This window comes from Paenibacillus sp. JNUCC-31, assembly GCF_014844075.1.
Lineage (GTDB): Bacteria > Bacillota > Bacilli > Paenibacillales > Paenibacillaceae > Paenibacillus.
The window spans coordinates 3515632-3535244 of sequence record NZ_CP062165.1 but is presented as its reverse complement, the minus strand read 5'-3'; the positions used below and the strand labels follow the sequence as shown (position 1 = coordinate 3535244).

At 48.0% G+C, this 19613-nt stretch carries 16 protein-coding genes and 1 riboswitch; of the genes, 7 read left to right on the top strand and 9 right to left on the bottom strand.

Annotated elements, in window-relative coordinates:
• Positions 1-325: 325 nt before the first annotated feature.
• The gene (gene rpoE, locus JNUCC31_RS15240; RefSeq protein ID WP_192272340.1) at positions 326-898 is read right to left on the bottom strand and encodes a DNA-directed RNA polymerase subunit delta; all 573 of its coding nucleotides are present in this window, start codon (positions 896-898) and stop codon (positions 326-328) included.
• Positions 899-1352: 454 nt separating this feature from the next.
• On the opposite strand from rpoE, the gene JNUCC31_RS15235 reads away from it, so the two are divergent.
• Positions 1353-2507 (top strand): S8 family peptidase, encoded by a 1155-nt coding sequence (locus JNUCC31_RS15235; protein ID WP_192272338.1) that lies wholly within the window; start codon positions 1353-1355, stop codon positions 2505-2507.
• Positions 2508-2753: 246 nt separating this feature from the next.
• On the opposite strand, the gene argS is transcribed toward JNUCC31_RS15235, so the two are convergent.
• The 7 genes from argS to speE all read right to left on the bottom strand — a co-directional run bounded on the left by argS (position 2754) and on the right by speE (position 11176).
• A complete protein-coding gene (gene argS, locus JNUCC31_RS15230; protein WP_192272336.1) occupies positions 2754-4433 on the bottom strand; it encodes an arginine--tRNA ligase in 1680 nt (559 codons plus the stop codon).
• Positions 4430-4855: a YwiB family protein gene (locus tag JNUCC31_RS15225; RefSeq protein WP_192272334.1), complete on the bottom strand. Its 426-nt coding sequence runs from the start codon at positions 4853-4855 to the stop codon at positions 4430-4432. The genes argS and JNUCC31_RS15225 overlap by 4 nt, the downstream gene beginning before the upstream one ends.
• A 262-nt stretch (positions 4856-5117) precedes the next feature.
• Positions 5118-5411 carry a DUF6171 family protein gene (locus tag JNUCC31_RS15220; RefSeq protein ID WP_192272332.1) on the bottom strand — a complete coding sequence of 98 codons (294 nt, stop codon included), beginning with the start codon at positions 5409-5411 and terminating at the stop codon, positions 5118-5120.
• A gap of 4 nt (positions 5412-5415) precedes the next feature.
• Positions 5416-6897, bottom strand: coding sequence for an alpha-N-arabinofuranosidase (locus JNUCC31_RS15215; RefSeq protein WP_192272330.1), 1482 nt, complete (start codon positions 6895-6897; stop codon positions 5416-5418).
• 217 nt (positions 6898-7114) lie between these two features.
• A complete protein-coding gene (locus JNUCC31_RS15210) occupies positions 7115-8302 on the bottom strand; it encodes a WD40/YVTN/BNR-like repeat-containing protein (RefSeq protein ID WP_192272328.1) in 1188 nt (395 codons plus the stop codon).
• A 1161-nt stretch (positions 8303-9463) separates the two neighbouring features.
• A complete protein-coding gene (gene speB, locus JNUCC31_RS15205; protein WP_024628791.1) occupies positions 9464-10333 on the bottom strand; it encodes an agmatinase in 870 nt (289 codons plus the stop codon).
• A gap of 15 nt (positions 10334-10348) precedes the next feature.
• On the bottom strand, positions 10349-11176 hold the full coding sequence (speE, locus tag JNUCC31_RS15200) for a polyamine aminopropyltransferase (protein ID WP_192272326.1): 828 nt from the start codon (positions 11174-11176) through the stop codon (positions 10349-10351).
• Positions 11177-11588: 412 nt separating this feature from the next.
• Here speE and JNUCC31_RS15195 point away from each other — a divergent pair, with 412 nt between their 5' ends.
• Entirely contained in the window at positions 11589-13667 is a 2079-nt protein-coding gene (locus JNUCC31_RS15195) for a transglycosylase domain-containing protein (protein ID WP_192272324.1), read from the top strand.
• Positions 13668-13857: 190 nt separating this feature from the next.
• Here JNUCC31_RS15195 and JNUCC31_RS15190 read toward each other — a convergent pair whose 3' ends face one another.
• On the bottom strand, positions 13858-14361 hold the full coding sequence (locus JNUCC31_RS15190) for a YwhD family protein (RefSeq protein ID WP_192272322.1): 504 nt from the start codon (positions 14359-14361) through the stop codon (positions 13858-13860).
• 100 nt (positions 14362-14461) lie between these two features.
• Here JNUCC31_RS15190 and JNUCC31_RS15185 point away from each other — a divergent pair, with 100 nt between their 5' ends.
• From JNUCC31_RS15185 to JNUCC31_RS15165, 5 genes are all read left to right on the top strand, one after another.
• Positions 14462-16453, top strand: coding sequence for a M1 family metallopeptidase (locus JNUCC31_RS15185; protein ID WP_192272319.1), 1992 nt, complete (start codon positions 14462-14464; stop codon positions 16451-16453).
• Positions 16454-16463: 10 nt separating this feature from the next.
• Entirely contained in the window at positions 16464-17306 is an 843-nt protein-coding gene (locus JNUCC31_RS15180; RefSeq protein WP_192272317.1) for a hypothetical protein, read from the top strand.
• 252 nt (positions 17307-17558) lie between these two features.
• Positions 17559-17696: riboswitch (cyclic di-AMP (ydaO/yuaA leader) on the top strand.
• A gap of 3 nt (positions 17697-17699) precedes the next feature.
• A complete protein-coding gene (locus tag JNUCC31_RS15175; protein WP_076292199.1) occupies positions 17700-18170 on the top strand; it encodes a C40 family peptidase in 471 nt (156 codons plus the stop codon).
• 396 nt (positions 18171-18566) lie between these two features.
• A complete protein-coding gene (locus JNUCC31_RS15170; protein WP_192272315.1) occupies positions 18567-19061 on the top strand; it encodes a GNAT family N-acetyltransferase in 495 nt (164 codons plus the stop codon).
• A gap of 149 nt (positions 19062-19210) precedes the next feature.
• Positions 19211-19570 (top strand): c-type cytochrome, encoded by a 360-nt coding sequence (locus tag JNUCC31_RS15165; protein ID WP_192272313.1) that lies wholly within the window; start codon positions 19211-19213, stop codon positions 19568-19570.
• Positions 19571-19613: the final 43 nt, after the last annotated feature.

Genomic DNA, 19613 nt, shown 5'->3' with positions numbered 1-19613 from the left:
GCAAACCTTCCGGAAGCCAACTTCCGAGCCTGTCCCAAAATAGGACATTGGATCCGTCCATTGATGTTTTGGATACAAAATTGGATATACAAAAATAGACCACGGATTGTTGGCCGGGAGCATACGGAATTCAAATCATTTTGCAAAATTCTGCCTCTAAAAATACAAAAAAAGTACTCCCGCAGGACGGGGCACTTTTTATAAAAAACATAAATATTTTGTCGCTCATTCATAAGCCCATGCAATAGTTTACCCGTTACCCCGTCTGCTGTCAAGGCTGACTATCCGGGGAAAACGGGTAAAATATCGACATCAAAAATGACGGTTACTTATCGGAATCGTCGTCAAATTCATCCTCGGTTTCGGACTCTTCTTCGTCTTCCTCGAGGTCTTCATCTTCCAGATCGTCATCTTCAACCAGCACTTCTTCTTCGCCGTCTTCTTCATCAAAGATGTCGTCTTCGTCATCATCGTCGTCATCATCATCTTCGTCCTGATCATCATCGGAATTATCGAAGTCTTCGTCGCTGTTATAGCTATCTTCCTCTTCGCCGAAGTCCTCATCTTCCAGATCATCGTCTTCGTCGTTAATGATGCGCGGACGCTTCGCACCCGTCATGGTATCTTCCGAACCAGCCACTGGATACCAGCGCTTCAAACCCCACAGACTTGTACCGACGCAAGCAAAGCGGCCATCGATATTAATCTCGGTATATAGCTGGGCGATAAACTCGTTGATTTCTTCATCAGTCATTCCGCGCTGCTTCGCTACCTCATTCATCAAATCACGGTAGTAATACGGCGTATTGGCCGCTTTCAGCACCATAAAGGCGAGGTCCACCAAAGGGATCTCTCTAACCTTTTCTTTATCAATTTTCAAATTGAGCGAGGTACTCACTGACAGACACTTCCTCTCACACATAATTCACTTATATCCCTACGAACTGGAACGTTACGTATAACATATCCATTAACAAACCTAAGTAAAACCTATTTAGCGTTAAAAAGCAAGTTTTTATGTACGGATATCGCATAATTCCAAGAAGAGGCTTTTGCCGAGCAATATATAGACCGGTAAGGGACGTCTAACTCGGGGTATCGTGTTTGCAGAAAAGACATCATCAACTAAAAAAGACGGAGTCCCCTCCGCCTTCTGACTGTATACCCTTGAAGGATTACTCCTCACCAGGGTCCCCAAGAGCCCTCTAGCCCTCCATCCATCATATGTCCCTGCGCCCGTTTTGACACGAATGGAACGTGTTTTTGTAAAAAAAGGGCAAGTTCCCCATGCGGCGGGATGAGCGCATTCATAGAATACCTCAGCATGTTCATCCCGAAGGGGGCTGCCCATCATGGACTATACTGGTTTTCTACATCAATTGGTTGAAGGAATGCAACGTCCCGAACCAGAACAGGGGCGGCGTCACCTGATCCGGTTTGCCAAACCGAAGCAATATGAAGCCTGCCTTGTGGAACTGTCGCGGATGAGGAATGAATTTACGGATCTTGGTGCGGTACGCTCCTCCCGACTGGCCCGCTCCATTATCGCCCCGGTGCTTAACCCGGAGGAATTATATCGGTACAACGATGAAATCACGGTAGAAGAAGATGAAACGATCTCGCTCCATGCCACTGCGCTACACAGTAAACCGAGCAGTGTTCAGGGCATACCGTGGGGCGTCAAACAGATTCGCGCTCCCAAAGTTTGGTCCGTGTCCACAGGACACCGGATAAAGATTGGCGTAATTGACACCGGTGCCGATTACCAACACCCGGATCTTCGCTACTCGCTGGCACGCGGGATCAATCTATTAAACCGCAGTATGCTCCCTCATGATGATAACGGTCATGGCACACATATTGCCGGGACCATTGCCGCAGCGAACAGTACGGCAGGCATGATCGGTGTAGCTCCTCGTTCCCTAATCTATCCGGTAAAGGCATTCGACCACAACGGTTCAGCCTATGTGTCAGATATCGTGCTTGGTATCGACTGGTGTGTGCGCAATCGGGTCGATATTATCAATATGAGCTTTGGCATGAAAACCCGTAGCAAAGCATTGCTTGATGTGGTCAACCGCGCCTATCAGGCCGGGGTTGTCATTGTTGCTTCGTCAGGAAATGACGGCAAACGACGCAGCATTGATTACCCCGCACGGTATCCACAAACGATATCCGTCGGTGCAACCGACAAAAATCGGCGAATTGCATCCTTCAGTAATCGTGGTGCATATGTGGATGTCTATGCACCTGGTGACAAGATCGTCTCCTCCTGGGTGCAGGGCAAGCACCATGAGATGAGCGGCACCTCCATGGCAACGTCACACGTTAGCGGCGCCATAGCGCTCCTGCTTGCGAAGCATCCCGGCCTGTCACCAGCCGAGATCAAAACGCTCGTGAAGCGTGCGACCGTTCCGCTGCGCGCACGCAAGACAACCACCGCAAAGAGCAAAATACGCGGTGGCGAGATTGACGCCCTCAAGCTGATGCAGGAGGGCGGAGGGTGATCACGCTGCCTGCAAGAAGGGAGCCATACCGTGAAGCCTCACAGGCACAGCACTGCTGTGCGATGTGAGGCTTACGTTGGTTGCCTCTGCGGGCAGGCAGCGCTGGCCTTGAGTGCCTCGGGGCCATGGGGCTCTTGGCCGCGGGCACAGCAAAAAGTCTCCATGCCCACGTTGTATTGTGCCAACGTGATGCGTGGAGACTTTTTGCCAAAGCTGTAGGGCGGCTGAGCACCGCCAAAGCTTCAATTACATTTTGTCCGGTGCAGATACGCCCACCAGACGAAGCGCGGTTGCGATGACGGTGCGTACAGCACCGATCAGCGCCAGACGCGCCTGGGTTTGTCCAGCGTCTTCCGTAATGACGCGCTCTGCACGATAGTAACTGTGGAACAGGGATGCCAGTTCATATACATAACGAACAATACGATGAGGGGCATAACCCGTAGCAGCAGTCGCGATTTCTTCAGGCAGTTCACCCATTTTGCGAAGAAGATCATATTCATGCTCCGTGGTCAACTTCGAGAGATCGATCTGCTCCAGCGGCAGCAGCTCAATGCCTTGCTCCTCTGCCTGACGGTATACACTGCATACCCGAGCATGGGCGTATTGTACATAGAATACCGGGTTTTCATTGGACGTCGAGATGGCGAGGTCCATGTCGAAGTCCAAATGAGAGTCCATGCTACGCATGGTGAAGAAGTAACGAATGGCATCGATGCCTACTTCGTCCATCAGATCTTCCATCGTTACCGCCTTGCCTGTACGTTTGGACATCTTTACTTTCTCGCCGTTCTGGAACAGACTCACCATCTGCGCAATCAGCACGACCAGTTTCTCGGGATCATTGCCCAGTGCTTGCATGGCTGCTTTCATTCGTGGAATGTAGCCATGGTGGTCTGCTCCCCAGATGTTAATCATCGTGTCGTATCCACGCGCGTATTTGTCACGGTGATAAGCAATATCCGGCGTAAGGTACGTGTACGTACCGTCATTTTTGATCAAAACACGCTCTTTGTCGTCACCATACTGCATGGTTTTCAACCAAGTTGCGCCATCTTGCTCATAGATTTCATTACGATCACGCAATTCATCAAGTACACGCAGCACTTCTCCATTATCATAAAGCGAAGTTTCGCTGAACCAGATGTCGAAATTGACACGGAAACGATTCAAGTCACGTTTGATCTTGTCCAGTTCTTTCTCCAGGCCAAAGTCACGGAAATAAGCCGCGCGGTCACCAGGATGCATCGACAGTAATTCGTCACCCTTTTCAGCAACCAGCTGCTTGGCGAATCCTTTAATATCCTCACCATGGTATCCGTCTTCCGGCATCTCCGCATCCTGGCCCAGCTCCTGCAAATAACGAGCTTCAATGGAGCGAGCCAGATTAAACACCTGGTTACCAGCATCATTAATGTAGTATTCACGTGTTACATCATATCCGGCATAGTCGAGGATGTTGCAAAGCGCATCACCCACAGCCGCTCCCCGCGCATGGCCCAGGTGCAGACTGCCTGTCGGGTTGGCACTGACAAACTCCATCTCGACCTTGCGCCCTTCACCAACATTAATTCTCCCATAATTCTCACCCTGCTCATGCACAAGCCCCAGCACAGGATAGAGATAACTCTTGTCCAGCTTAAAGTTAATGAATCCCGGTCCGGCAATCTCTGCCTTTTCGATCCCAGCTTCAGACAGGTTGAGATTGGCAATAATCTCTTCTGCAATCTGTCGTGGATTACGCTTGGCAATCTTGGTCAGTTGCATGGCCGCATTGGTCGCCAAATCGCCATGTGTTTTCTCTCGTGGTACTTCAAGGGTGATGATCGGCAGATCCTCCTGCGCAACGATGCCAGCAGCCACAATGGCATTGCCGATGGCAGTACTTACCCGTTCGTTAATGGTATCTAATGGATTACGTGTCATGAAATTGGTTCCTCCTGTATATGCAAACTAATAGCGAAATGTCCCGATTCTTCGTCAAAGCGGTAAAAGTCGTAACTCCACGCAGCGCGTGCGCTCAATCCCTGAATGGAGAGTTCCAGCTCCTGTGTATGCGTGGACAAGGCAAACGACATATACGGCGAGCGATAAAAACCAGGGAGTTTGCGATGTAATTCAAATGTTTGCTCCGATTCCACCTCGCCGTGACGTATAATCTTGATGGATTGTCCGCCCAGCTTCAATGTTGTTCGAGTGATGCCGCCCTCGGGCCCAGCCTGTGGTTCTTCATAACGAACATAGAGCACAGACCCCTTCAATACAGCTTCACCCTGCATTTCCTGCAGTACATCTTCACCTTCATAACGGCTGTGCAGCCGGATCTGAACCGGTCGCATGTTCGACATGAATGTTAACCTCCATTATATTCGAGGCGACGCAAAATCAGGCACGGCCGGTGAGAACAGCCCTTCCTGTGTTGTGCCGCTATACGCGCTCATATTCTCGGATAGCTCGCTACCCTACACTCTACTGTATAACTATATCCAGTTCACCCGCTCAATTCAAATCCAAATTCAGAGTTTTTGCCAGGCAACGCCAAAAAAAGCAGAGCCACACCTGTAAAGTGCAGCTCCGCCTTCCTTCATTAATAAAGAAATACGTTCTAAATCAGGTCCATCGTGATTCATAAGGAAACGGACAAACCGACTCTGCCAGTTTGGCTCGCACCTGTACGAGACAGCCGCAATAGCGGCAGGTCGTACCGTATTGTAATCCTGGACAATCGGAACAGATGGATAAACGCCGTTCATACTCGGCATCCCGGACAGCCGGACGCGAGCGCGAGGCCATCTCCACCAGCCGCGCTATTTTGGCTTCACTGATTTTAACATCGTATTGATCCTCACATCCCTTGCAAGGTGCCTGTCGTTCGACACGTCCTCCAATTAAGGATGATTTCATGGTATTACCCCTCTACAGCGAGGGCCCCAACAGATGCGGGTGGAAGTACAAACCGCAGTGTATGATCCTCCAGCTTGAGATCTTCCCAGGTTACAGGCTTTACCTGCTCCGGCTGTTCAAACGTATTGTACGCCCCGAAATCAGCGTGATGCAAAAGTGTGCCCGATACGCTGGTGGCTTTCGCTGACTCAAGCTGAATGACAACTTCCAGTTCATCCGTAGCGCTCAGATTGCTCGCTGTCACATGAATAACGCCATCCTTGTTGCGGGAAGCAGACAGACTGAGTTGAGGGATCTTCTCATCCCCGAAAGCATATTCAGGGCTATCATAGTTCAGCTCCAATCGCTGCGCGTCCATATGGACCTGATACATATCAAAGACATGGTACGTTGGCGTCAGGAGCATCTTTTCTCCCTCTGTCAGCACAATGGACTGGAGCACATTCACGATCTGTGCCAGGTTAGCCATCTGTACTCTTTTATTGTATTTGTTGAAAATATCCAGGTTGACCGCTGCAAGCACGGCGTCCCTCATCGTATTTTGCTGGTACAGGAAACCAGGGTTTGTTCCCGGCTCAACATTATACCAGGTTCCCCACTCATCCACGATGATACCTACCCGGCCTTCAGGATCATATTGATCCATAATCTCGGAGTGCTTCACAATCAGCTCTTCCATAAAGAGTGTCTTCTTCAAGGTCGCAAACCACTCGGCTTCCCCAAACCCTGTCGCTTGTCCTTTATCTGCCCAATCTCCTGTTGGGATGGTGTAATAGTGAAGACTGATCCCGTCCATAAAACGACCAGCTTCACGCATCACCACTTCCGTCCAGCGATAGTCATCGCTGTTTGGACCACACGCAATTTTGTAAATTTGATTACCCGAGTAATTGCGCACATAAGTGGCGTAACGACGATATTCATCCGCATAGTATTCCGGTCGCATATTGCCGCCGCAACCCCAGTTCTCATTTCCCACACCAAAATATTTCAACTTCCACGGCTCTTCCTGACCGTTGCTTTTACGCCAGTTCGCCATTGGAGATTCACCGTCGAAGGTCATGTACTCTACCCACTCCTGCATTTCCTGCACTGTACCGCTACCCAGATTACCACTGATATATGGCTCCGTGCCAAGCAATTCGCACAATCTCAGGAACTCATGGGTACCAAAATGGTTGTTCTCCTCTACGCCGCCCCAGTGTGTATTGATCATTCGGGCACGTTCCGCTTTTGGACCCACACCGTCTTTCCAGTGGTATTCATCGGCAAAACAACCGCCAGGCCAGCGAAGCACCGGAATATGAAGCTTTTGCAGCGCAGTCAGCACATCGTTACGGATGCCTTCCGTATTCGGAATAGGTGAATCCTCTCCTACCCACAACCCTTCATAGATACAGCGTCCCAAGTGCTCGGAAAAGTGACCATATATATTACGGTTTATTAATCCTTGTTCCGAATCAGCCTTTAAAATAACCTCAACCATAATTTCAACCTCCCAAAAAGTAATTGTTATCGCTTACAATAACGTGTTTTTGAATAGGATTCAACCGTTTTTATTCCAACTCAAACAAGCCCCTTCCGGCTTCGTTAGTCCGGAAAAGGCTTGTTTGATTGCGCTGGGCTCATCAGGCCAAACAAGTTAAGATTTATACACTTTTAGATTGAAATCGCCTTAAAATTATTCCATGGCATGACGCCATTTACTCGTCTTCAGCGGGTAATAACATTTTTTGCTTCCATGTTGTTCCACCATCTGTCGTCTCATAAATCGCAGGTGAATTGTCGCTTGTTACGACGAGCCAACCTGTTTTGGCAGAAGGAAACGAAATGCGAGAGCTATATCCCGGCTCTTTGAGGTCGATATTTTTCCACGTGGAACCTGCATTATAAGAACGTCCAATCCCTACTTTGCCTGCTGCAGGTGATCCCCCTGAGAGATAAGCTGTCTGATTACCGATCAACGCCATATTCCCCGGGTGACCCCCTGGGTCTGCAGGGCCTTTTCCATTCCCTGTGCTGCCTGCACCTGGAGCTGGGCCACCACCTGCTGTAGATTGAGCGAAGACCTGTCTCCAATTCTCGCCTTCATTCCCACTCGCGTAGAGAGAATAGGACTGCTGGGACATGCCTGCATCGCCATACAGAAGGGCCCATACCTGGTTACCGCTTGCGTATACATCTCCACCGCTCCAGGTTGTTGAGGCCACCTTCAACGATTGCGTCCAGTTCTTGCCCCCATTACTTGTCTGCATGATTCGGTACCCCGAGCCAGGAACCGCTACAATCACATAACCTTGCTTCTCTGTTATGAACGCAGCTCCGCGTGTATTGGCTGGTGTGGAGATCGGGTTCCATGTTGCACCACCATCCTTCGTCATATAAGCATTATTATAGGTGTAACCGAAGCCCTCATTTTTATTGTGAAAGTCAATTCGTTTAAATTGTAAGCCTCTGGTATCCAGCCGTGTCCAGTGCGCTCCACCATCCGTTGAACGGATGAGATACGTCGTAGGTGAATCCTTCACCCGCGCCAACGCAAATCCATTCACATTATTCGGAAAATCAAGTTGTGCGAACTGCCATTGACCTGTATAGATGGACTGCCAAGTGCAACCTGAATTCGATGTACCCATGAGGAAGCCTTCACCACTAGCCCGTCCGGTTGTATTGTTTAGAAAATCGATATCCGTAAATTGCAGTCGTTGGTCTTCCACACCACTGCCCTTTTTCAACGTAGCCGTTAATCCATGATCTCCACTTCCACATGTCGGGGAGGATGCAGCGTCAGCGCCGGGTAGCATATGTACCGGTCCCAGTCCCCAAGCCAGTGTTACCGATAGGGCGAGTGCGCCAAACCGTTTCCACGTCATTCTGCTCTTTGTTGTCATCGTGACACCTCCTTCTATGTCTTTACCCTATTTTGCCGATGTTAACGTAACAATTTGTTTATCCCGCGTGACATTATTGCAATAAAAAAACCACTCACACCCACATTTTTATCTCATGGGCATGAGTGGTTCATGATTAATCTTACTACGAGCTGATTTAAATGGGATATGTCTGAAATGCAATAATCACAAAAGTGATACTTAAAACAAGGCACAGGGCAAAATACAACTTATTGTATTTAAGTGTTCTGACGCTAAAGGCGACATATAGCATGGCGAGATTAACCAGTATCAGCGTTAAATTGAGGAACACAGTCATTGTTAAAATAAGATTAAGGGTAAATATCATAAGTACCGCTACGAACCATTTGGGATACATACTCAGTTGAGCCCGGATTGCATGCATATCAAAACCACCTTCCTCTATTTCCATATTATATAAATATTAAGATAGAGTCACCCCACCTACGTGTATTCGCTTAACGCGTGGGTGTAATGATATATACAACAAATGGTAGAGATACGGGAACGTACGTGCTATAATTAATGTTATGGACTTTTGAAGAACGGTGGATGTTTTCTAGATCACGGCGCAGCTTCCCGAAAGGGGGTGACGTCGATGGTCAAACTTGTGGCGTTGCTTGATGTAATCCGATGGATTGCTGCGATCCTCAGTCTAGTGCTGAGTATCCGAAAGCTTTACCGTTGGTTGCGCAAAAAGTTTCGTAACAAGCGAAAACCCACCTCATAAGGTTGGCGCCTGACGGTGGGTTTCGCTTGAGATATTTATTTGTTTCATGCGCGCCGTGGCAATCCACAGCCTTTCAGGTCCTAAGAGTCTTTACCGTTCCAGCGGTGAAGGCTCTTTTTTAGTATATGGTCGAACCCAATCACCATATACTGCACGAATGTAATATATCAATAAATATATTACTGAATACTTATGTAGTCATTATAACACAGCTCTGAGCAGAAGTTAAATTAAGTTAACTTAATTTAACTTCGTTATTCCGCTTGGCAGAATAGTGTTGGCTTAATCATTCAGTCAGTTACTCAAACAGGAGTAGTTGAGGAACACACAGAGAAATGTTGACAATGAAAAACGCCCTCTCCTACGCAGGCTTCAACCTGGCACAGACAGAGGACGCTGTTATTTTGCTATTACTTCACAAATCCAAGCAGCATTTCACGGATCATCTTTGCAGCCACAATTTGTGTCTGTTCCGTAGGATCGTAAATAGGGGCCACCTCAACCAGGTCACAACCCACCACATTTACATCTGATCCTGCGATCATGTGAATGGCTTCAAGCAGTTCCTTGGACGTAATACCGCCCGCTTCTGCTGTTCCTGTACCCGGAGCCGCAGATGGATCAAGCACGTCGATATCGATTGTCACGTAAACCGGACGGTTACCCATTTTCGGAAGAGCTTCCTTCATCGGAGCTGCCACTTCAAACGGATAGAAGTTGATGTTCTCCCGTCCAAACTGGAACTCTTCCCGGGAACCGGAACGAATTCCGAACTGATAAATATTTTTGCCGCCCATCAATTCAGCTGCTTTACGCACTGGCGTTGAGTGGGACAATGGCTCGCCTTCATAGTTTTCACGAAGGTCCGCATGTGCATCAATATGAATCAGGATAAGATCCGGATATTTTTTGTACATTTGCTGAATGACAGGCCAAGTGACAAGGTGTTCCCCGCCGAGACCAATCGGGAATTTGTCGTCAGCCAGCAGGCCACCGATATATTCTCCGATGACTTCGAGACTGCGTCCTGCGTTACCGAAAGGCAAAAGCAGATCTCCAGCGTCAAAGTAAGTCATATCCACAATGCTTTTATCCAGGTAAGGGCTGTACTCTTCAAGTCCAACCGACGCCTGACGGATATGGGAAGGACCAAAACGGGACCCTGGACGGAAGCTGACGGTGTAATCCATCGGCATACCATAAATGACCGCTTTGGAGTTCTCATAATCCTCTGAACTGCAAATAAACACGTTACCTGAATAAGCTTGATCCAACTTCATCTAATTATTTCCTCCTTATTTCGTAAGGTCTTCCACGAATTTAGGAAGAACAAACGCCGCTTTGTGCAGACGTGGAGAGTAATATTTCGTATCCATCTCTGGAATCTGCGTCTCATCCACCTCAAGCGGATTATGTTTTTTGCTGCCCATTGTAAAAGTCCACAGACCGCTTGGGTACGTAGGGATATTACAGCCGTACACATGTACGATCGGGAAGATTTCTTTAACGTCTTTGTTTACTTTTTGGATCAGATCCGCTTTGAACCAAGGGTTGTCCGTTTGAGCAACAAAGATTCCGTCTTCTTTCAGCGCCTCATAGATACCTTGGTAGAAACCGCGCTCGAACAGTGGAGCAGCTGGGCCTACAGGTTCTGTAGAGTCAACGATGATTACATCGTATTCATTTTTATGTTCTATAATATGCATGTAGCCGTCATTCACAAGCACTTCAACATTAGGCTCGTCCAATTTACCGGCGATTTCAGGCAAATATTTTTTGGAGTATTCAATCACTTTTCCGTCGATTTCGACGAGGACCGCTTTTTCTACAGCAGCGTGCTTGATGACTTCACGGATAACTCCGCCGTCACCGCCACCCACGACCAGAACCTTTTTCGGATTCGGGTGTGTGTTCAGTGCAGGGTGAGCCGCCATTTCGTGATAAACGAATTCATCCTTCACCGTAGTCATGACCATACCGTCGAGTAGTAGCATGTTGCCGAATTCTTCGGTTTCTACCATAGCCAAATCTTGAAATTCAGTCTTTTCGCTTACATACGTCTGTTTAATTTTCGCGGTGATCCCGAATACAGGGGTCTGTTTCTCCGTAAACCACAATTCCATAATCTCTACCTTCTTTCCGTAAAGTTAATGATCAGCCATATCCGGACAAAGCGCCCTGCGCTGCCGATTCGCCCAAGCACGTCCAGCGTTCGGCGCATATAGCGTTATGGTTGCTGGCTGCGGGAAAGGTCCGCGTTTCACTACATTTTATAGATTAAATTGACCACAGCGAGCATAGCGACTGACGGATCAACAAATCATTGACAATGGGTACCGTTCATCTTTGCTTGCCTTTTGATATATTGTACCGAACCGTACCTTTTCATTACCCTTTTGCATTATACGCGATAGACGTTTATACTGCAAAACGGTTTTTCTGCAAAAAAGCTATATTTTAAACCGTTAAACGGGCAGATTGAATATCCGTGTCATTGAATTCCCATACTGGAAAGAAAAGAAAGGAGCCCGTCCCATGACCCAACCACGTCAAAAGACCCGCAAACGCGGGTTCCGTATACGAAAAATCATTAAAAGCCTCACTCTGCTCGCTATTCTCGGCCTGATCGCCATGGCAGCAGGGTTGGTCTATCTATACGCAACCAGCCTGCCGCTGGCCGACTCGGATCGCAATTCCAGACTTCTTGATAGCCAAGGCGAAGTGATCGCTACATTCTCTGCCGGGGGCAAAGACTCGGTACCTGTGCAACTGGGAGACATCTCCCCCGATTTGGTCCATGCCACACTGGCTGTAGAGGACCGCAAATTCTATGATCATGTCGGCTTCGACATCCGAGGAATGGGACGGGCTGTACTCGTTAATCTGGAACATATGCAGATGTCTCAGGGCGCAAGTACACTGACCCAACAGCTCGCACGCAACTTGTATTTGTCGCATGAAAAGACATGGACTCGCAAAGCCAAGGAAGCCATGTACACGGCACAATTGGAGATGAAATACAGCAAGGATGAAATTCTGCAAATGTACCTGAATGAAATTTATTACGGTCATGGCGCCTACGGGATTGAAGCAGCCTCGCGGATGTATTTTGGCAAATCAGCCAAACAGTTGACCCTTGCCGAAAGTGCCATGCTTGCCGGCATTCCAAAGGGTCCAACCTACTATTCTCCATATAACCATATGAAGAACGCCAAGGATCGGCAAAAGGTCGTATTAAATGCGATGGCTGAAACCGGCAAGATTACGCAAGCCGAAGCAGACAAAGCTTATGGGGAAATGCTCTCGTTCAAACCGGAAAGCGAACGTAAAACCGTGGAAAGTGCCCCCTACTTCAGAGACTATATCCGGAATCTGGCCATCAAGGAATTGGGTATCAGTGAAGCGATGCTGGATCATGGCGGATTGAATATATACACCACTCTGGATCTGCGTGTGCAAAAGGCGGCAGAAGACGCCGTAGCCAACGGCATGGACGCCAAAAGTGAGCTGGAAACCGCCCTCGTGTCCATCGACCCTCGTACTGGATATATCAAAGCGATGGTGGGCGGTAAAAATTACCGCACCAATCAGATTAACCATGTACTGGCGACTACACGCCAGCCAGGATCTGCTTTTAAACCGATCATGTATCTGGCTGCCCTGGAATCCAAACAACTTACCAGTGCATCCATGTTTAAAAGTGAGCCAACCCTGTTTCATTATGACAATGATCGCAAGACCTATAAACCCGGTAACTTCGGAGACAAATATCTGGGTGAGATTGACCTGAGGCAAGCCATCGCCGCTTCGGACAATATCTATGCAGTGAATACGATTATGCAGATTGGACCAGAACAAGTGGTAGATATGGCCCAGAGTCTGGGGATTACAAGCAACCTGAGTCCGGTTCCCTCTCTTGCACTCGGCACCTCACCAGTCAGTCCACTGGAAATGGCTTCAGCCTTTTCTGTCATTGCTGCTGGCGGGAAGCGTACGCCACCTGTGGCTATCCTGCAAGTGACGGATGCCGCTGGGCGTATCCTATATGAATCACCGCAGACCCAGGCCGAGACGGTTGTAGAACCCGCTGCAGCCTATGTATTAACCCGTTTAATGGAAAGTGTGTTCGAAAATGGTGGCACGGGTAACCGGGTCTCCGCCGCCATCAAACGGCCTGTTGCTGGCAAAACCGGAACAACGAATACGGACGCCTGGCTGGTCGGTTTCACCCCAGAGCTCTCCACGGCGGTCTGGGTCGGTTATGATCAGGGTAAAGCCATTTCCACTTCGGATGGACGTCGTGCAGCACCGATGTTTGCCCAATTCACGGAAAAGGCTCTTGCAAGTGTTCCACCAAAGATTTTCACCGTACCTGATAACGTCGTCAGTGTGTATATCGATCCCGAGTCCGGCAAACTGGCTGGTAATGGCTGCGCCGAGAAACGGCTGGAAGTTTTTATCGACGGGACGGAACCGACCGAGGTCTGTCGCAGCGCTTCGGACGATTCGGGTTCAGAGAATGATAAAGACAGTCTTGAGGTGCAAAACCAGCAAGGAATACAGGAAGAGAAGCATTCATGGTGGAAGGATTTCAAACGCTGGTGGGTGGAATAACCAAAATGACGCAAATACGTAATGACGTAAATGCGTCTGTCCTTCTGGTTTTAGTTTCAGCCATTCCCTTCATGGATCATGTATCCCCTCCTGTATTCACTTTACTGCCTTCCATCGCCACATAACAAAAGCCCCGAACCGATACACTCGGTTACGGGACTTTTGTTTTTTAATGATCAAGCCAGAAAAATTAGGCGAGTGCTTCCTTCAATTCGTCCGGGGAAGCGTTCCACCATTCTTCATTATGGGTAATCAGCAATTTCTTGAGTGCCGCGCGATCTTCAGGGCCAAGTTCATCCAACATGAAACGGCGCTTCATCGCATAATCCATTCGATTCACATGATCCGCCAGCAGTTTCCATCCACGTCTCGCTTCTGTATCGATCCACATCTCACATGCGGTTGCCCCGCCATACAGCTGTCCCTGCTCTGTACGATCCACAGCGACCCATACCAGCCATACCTGACGTCCGTTAGGTACATCTTCACGATTGGTTGAAAACTTGATGCTACGCTCCACCTTGCTCTTTGCGTGCATCGCACCGACATCAATCTTCGCTTCGCCGTTATCAATGATAACGGGGGACAGGTTGTTCAAATCAATGGAGCCTGCACCGAATCCTTTGTGTTTGCTCTTTGCACTAACGATATTCAAGGCAATCTGTTTTTTGCCGTTTTGCTCGTTTTGGTCCATTTTATAGCCTCCAAGGGTTGATACAAATATTTTAACTAATAATCGTCCCATTGCAAACATATACATGCTGTAGATGCTTGTCAACGGGAGGTATTTAACGATGATTCCACGACGCGCCAAGAGCTGGCTCACCGCAATTATAGCCCTATGTGTACTTACCGGAGGAATATGGCTCGCTCTGGGTTCCACACGTTCCAATCCATCCGAATTGCCTACGCTCGCACCGGAATCGGGCAAGCCCCCGGCTCCCGTCAATAACCAGACACCTCCAGAAAGCGTACAGACCCCAACCGCTGAGGTATTCAGCAATCGTGTAGTGGAATATCACATGGATGTGAAGCTGGTAGACGGGAATGTGCTACAAGGCACCCAGACATTAACCTGGACACATCCAGGAAAGAAAACCGTCAGTGAGCTTTATTTTCACATGTATCCCAATGCGTTCTCTTCTGCCGACACCACCTTTATGAAGGAATCCGGCGGGAAACTTCGCGGCGATACTATGCCTACGAACGGTTATGGCTCCATGAACATTACAGATATGAAAACAGAAGACGGGCTCTCTCTCTTGCACCGAATGCAGTATGTGCAACCGGATGACGGAAATATAAAGGATACTACGCTCATTAAGGTACGGCTGCCCAAACCTGTCAAAGGCGGCGAAAGTATCACGCTCCACACCCGATTTGAGGTCAAGCTACCGAAAATCTTTGCCCGTATGGGGACGGCGGACCATTTTGTGATGGCAGGTCAATGGTTCCCCAAGCTTAGTGTATATGAACCAGCAGGCACCCGAGGACGAACTGCCGAAGGCTGGAACCTGCATCAGTATCACGGCAATTCGGAGTTCTACTCTGATTTTGGCATCTATAGTGTTCGTATCCGGGTACCGGAAACATACAAAGTGGCTGCTACAGGATTTCCAACCCAGCAAGCTGTGGTGAAAAACGGGGAGAAAATCTATCAGTTCTATGCCGATGATGTACACGACTTTGCATGGTCAGCCTCTCCTGATTTTGTGTATGCAGAAGAGCCGTTCTCTGCTCCCAATGTGCCCGGTGTACGAATCAAGCTGTACCTCGACCCTGCTCACCAGGATTTGAAGAAACGGTACTTCTACGCAGCCAAAGCAGCGCTATCCAATTACAGCAAGTGGTTTGGCCCTTATCCGTACTCTACCCTTTCCATCGTGGTCCCGCCAAAATCGGGGAATGGTGCAGGCGGCATGGAATACCCCACGCTGGTTACCGCCTTCGGCGCAGATGATTCCGCTCCTGGTTACGATCTGGAACGCACGGTCGTGCACGAAATTGGACATCAGTATTTTTACGGCATGGTTGCCAGTAATGAATTTGAAGAGGCTTGGCTTGACGAAGGATTCACTTCTTATGCAGAAGACAAACTGATGGAACAGGAATACGGACTGATCCCTAATCTGCCTGTGCAATCAGGTCTTATCATTTCTCCGGCTTCACTAACACAGGAGGCTTGGAAGTTTGATTCCCAGAATCATTACGCAGCCAATGTGTACACACGGGGTAAGCTTGTATTGCTTGGGATTGAACAGCAGGTTGGTGCAAAAACAATGGAACGCATTCTCTCGACCTATGTGAAGAAGTATCGTTTCAAACACCCTACCTCTTCTGATTTCCAACACGTCGTGGAGCAAGTGACGCGCATATCCTGGACCGACTATTTTAATCAGTATGTGTACGGGGACGGCATGGCCGATTTTGCAGTGGAGAAGATTACCGTGAACCCTGTCTCGAAAGACGGCCAAACGTTGTATGAGTCTTCCGTTACGTTACAGAAAAAAGGCAGTGATTATACAAAAGTACCTGTTCGAATCGTGTTCGAGGATGGGAAGATCATAACCAAGGAATGGGATGGTAGCGACAAACGCATTACTTACAAACTAACCTATTCTTCTCCCGTGTCCTGGGCTATGACAGATCCGCTGTACACAATTGTACTGGAGAATCGGCATCTGAACAATTTTCTGAAAGCCGGACTGGATGAGCCAACCAAATCCCGCTGGAGCATGAGCGCAACCAAACTTATAGAGGCCATATTCGGAAGTCTGTCATGGTGAGGTGGATACAGTGAAAGCAAAAATACGTGAAGGCTGGTTTCTCGTCCGTCAGCATATGTTCATTGCAGCTCTCTTATTTATCTATCAATTAATATGGGGATACTTCCTCTATCAAATGGTACAGTCGGCTGTGGTGCCTTTGCTCCTGCGTTATCCGGAGCCTGATGCTGGAGAGTTAAGCACGATGTTATTCAAAATGGAGAGCCAGCTCAGCCTGTCAACGAGTCCGGAGGTTCATCGCTATCTTTGGATTCTGGGGGCCATGTTGCTGCTGAGAATGCTCATCAGCCCTCTCATTCAGGCAGGACTGCTCTATTCGCTCCAGCATTTTAATCATTCAGAAGAACGCGTTCCATTTATGCGCGGAATTAAACAACTTTGGAAACCGATGCTGTTGCTGTACACCATTCGCACAATATTACTGCTGCTGCCTGCCTACTGGCTCGTACCCAAACTGTACTCCATTTTTATGGACGGCTTTCATTCATTACATCTGCTCTTGCCGGGCATTCCCTACGTGGCTGGCTGGATTGTATACGGGTGGGTTATCCATTATGCCCTGCTCTATATGCAGTTTGGTATCTCAGCTCCTGACGAGGAAGGCGGAGTCCGTGGCACCTTACATGCTGTATGGATAGCACTACGTCATGTCATCGCTCTAAGCGGTATCGCTATTCTTCTGGGCGGACTCCATCTGCTGGTCTTTGGAGCCTTTACTTCTGCCTCATGGTTAGTAACCGGTTTAACTGGTCTTATACTACAACAGACGTATCCACTCGCCAGATGTCTGCTCAGTCTATGGAAAATATGTGCGCACTTCCGATTATGGCAGTCCAAGACGGTCAAAGGTTAGTATGAACGGTTAAAATGATTGACCTCTCTATGTAAAAGCTACGTTCGCCAAATGTTGCTACATAAGCAAACCTCGACCTTTCCCCGTCAAAGGTCGAGGTTTTTTTTGCTAAATTTATTGCTAAACGTTGCCAAACTGATATACCTCTGTTACAATAATCGCAGTGAGTTTTTAGTAACAACTTTGTAATCTTTACCTTCATATTTGTAACTACTTAAAATTTAATCGTCATTTCTTGATTTCACAGGTGCATAACTAGCATAGCCAAATTCCTAGCACCTGGGAAGCGGGGGAACCAGTTATGGGTGAATTGATCTTGCAACAGAGGGATCATAGGGGACCTTCAACCGAATCCTTAAGCTAACCTCGCAGGCATTGGAAGGGGTATATCTCTTGTTTAAAAAGAAATTAACCGCAGCTGTTCTCAGCATTACATTCGCATTATCGCTTGGAGCAGGCAGCGCATTCGCAGATTCAAAAATGGACCAAGTCATTGATTCAGCAATGGGAACAACATACAAAAGCGGAGGAACAACGCTTAACGGCTTTGATTGCTCCGGGTTCACAAGTTATGTATTCGACAAGCTGGGCATTGATCTGGCTCGCCAATCCAGTTCCCAATTCGACATGGGTGACTCGGTATCCCGTATGGAAATGAGACCAGGCGATCTGGTATTCTTCAATACAACGGGCAAAGGGGTTTCGCACGTAGGGATCTTCGTAGGAGATGGAAAGTTCGCACACTCCTCTTCTTCCAAAGGTGTAACAATCAGCGCTTTGAGCGAAAGCTACTGGGCCAATCGCTATGTTGGCGCTAAACGCATTATGAGCACGGACGCATATGAGACTTTGGCCATCGACTAGGGACAAGCTGAGCAACGTCATGCTGTAACCATAACACTACTGTAACGAAGCATATTAGAACCGTCTGGTACATTCTCCGCAGGAATGTATCCGGCGGTTTTTTTGTGCTTTGTTTCCTTCAAAAGTATTCGGGATAAACTATCCAACCTAACTTTACTATTTATAGGGCTATTTTGTATTGCTTCGTCCGTGCTCTTATAATGTTTTTACCCATCCCACTCTAATATAAACGAATTTACCAGAACTTTTGTTTCAATTTTTTTTAAAAAACGAGGACTTGCCAAATGAACGCCTCTTTTGTAGAGTGAAAACAAGCTTAGCTATGGAATGACATATCTATATGGACAAATTCAAAATCATTATCGCTTGTTCACAATGAGAGGAGCGTGCAGTTGTATGGATGAAGCCTCTGTGACGTTTCACGTTGTGCCCATGCAAGAAGAACATGCGGAGCAAATCTGTGATTGGCAGTATGACCCGCCTTATAATATTTATAGCTGGCTGCCCTGGGAGCAGATGAAAGCACTGGAAGTTGAATTTGGGGATGCCCAACTGCGGAAGGAACAGTATGCGGCGGTGCTGGGAGAGGATCAGCAGGTCTGCGGTTTCGCTCAGTACTTCCCACTTGAGGGTGTCACCCGCATCGGGCTTGGTATGCATCCCGGACGTTGTGGCCAGGGCCAGGGGACGGCTTTTGTATCGGCTATTGTACAGGAGGCGATTCGCCGAAATCCTCTGAACGAAATTGATTTGGAGGTGTTAACCTGGAATGATCGGGCTATTCGTGTCTATCAAAAGGCTGGATTTGTCACGCAGGATACATACGAGCGTCAGACACCAAGTGGTTTGAAACCTTTTTATTGCATGGTCTATGAAGGACCTCGGGGATAAATAAATCATAAAATGGCACTAAAAAGTCCCCTGTTATGTGATTAGTTCAAAAAATTACCACAAAATGCTATGATGTCACTACAGGTTCCGTTATAATGATATGGATAGTTTCAGGTTAGATGATCTTCATTCTGGAGGGGACATAAGGGATGCACAAATGGATCATGAGCGGGGTATTTTTTGCAGCGTGCGCTTTAGCTATTGTACTAATGTTTACGCTTCCAGGAAAAGAGGAAGTGGCAGAAGAAGCGAAACCAACCATGCCGGAAGTTACAATGGATGCAGGACAGGCTGAGACATTGGTCAAAGCAAACTGTATTACCTGCCACGGTGATCAGCTTCAAGGGGGCATGGGCCCTAGTCTGCAGAAGATTGGAAGCCAGGACGATGTGGAAAAGATTTATACCACCATTGTCAAAGGTAAAAGCGGCGGTATGCCTTCGTTCAAAGACAAGTTGAAGGATGAAGAAATCGCGAATGTTGCGATGTGGCTGGCTGAGAAGAAATAAGGCAAGAAGGTCAAGGCGAATCAATGAGGTCAGATTACAGGTG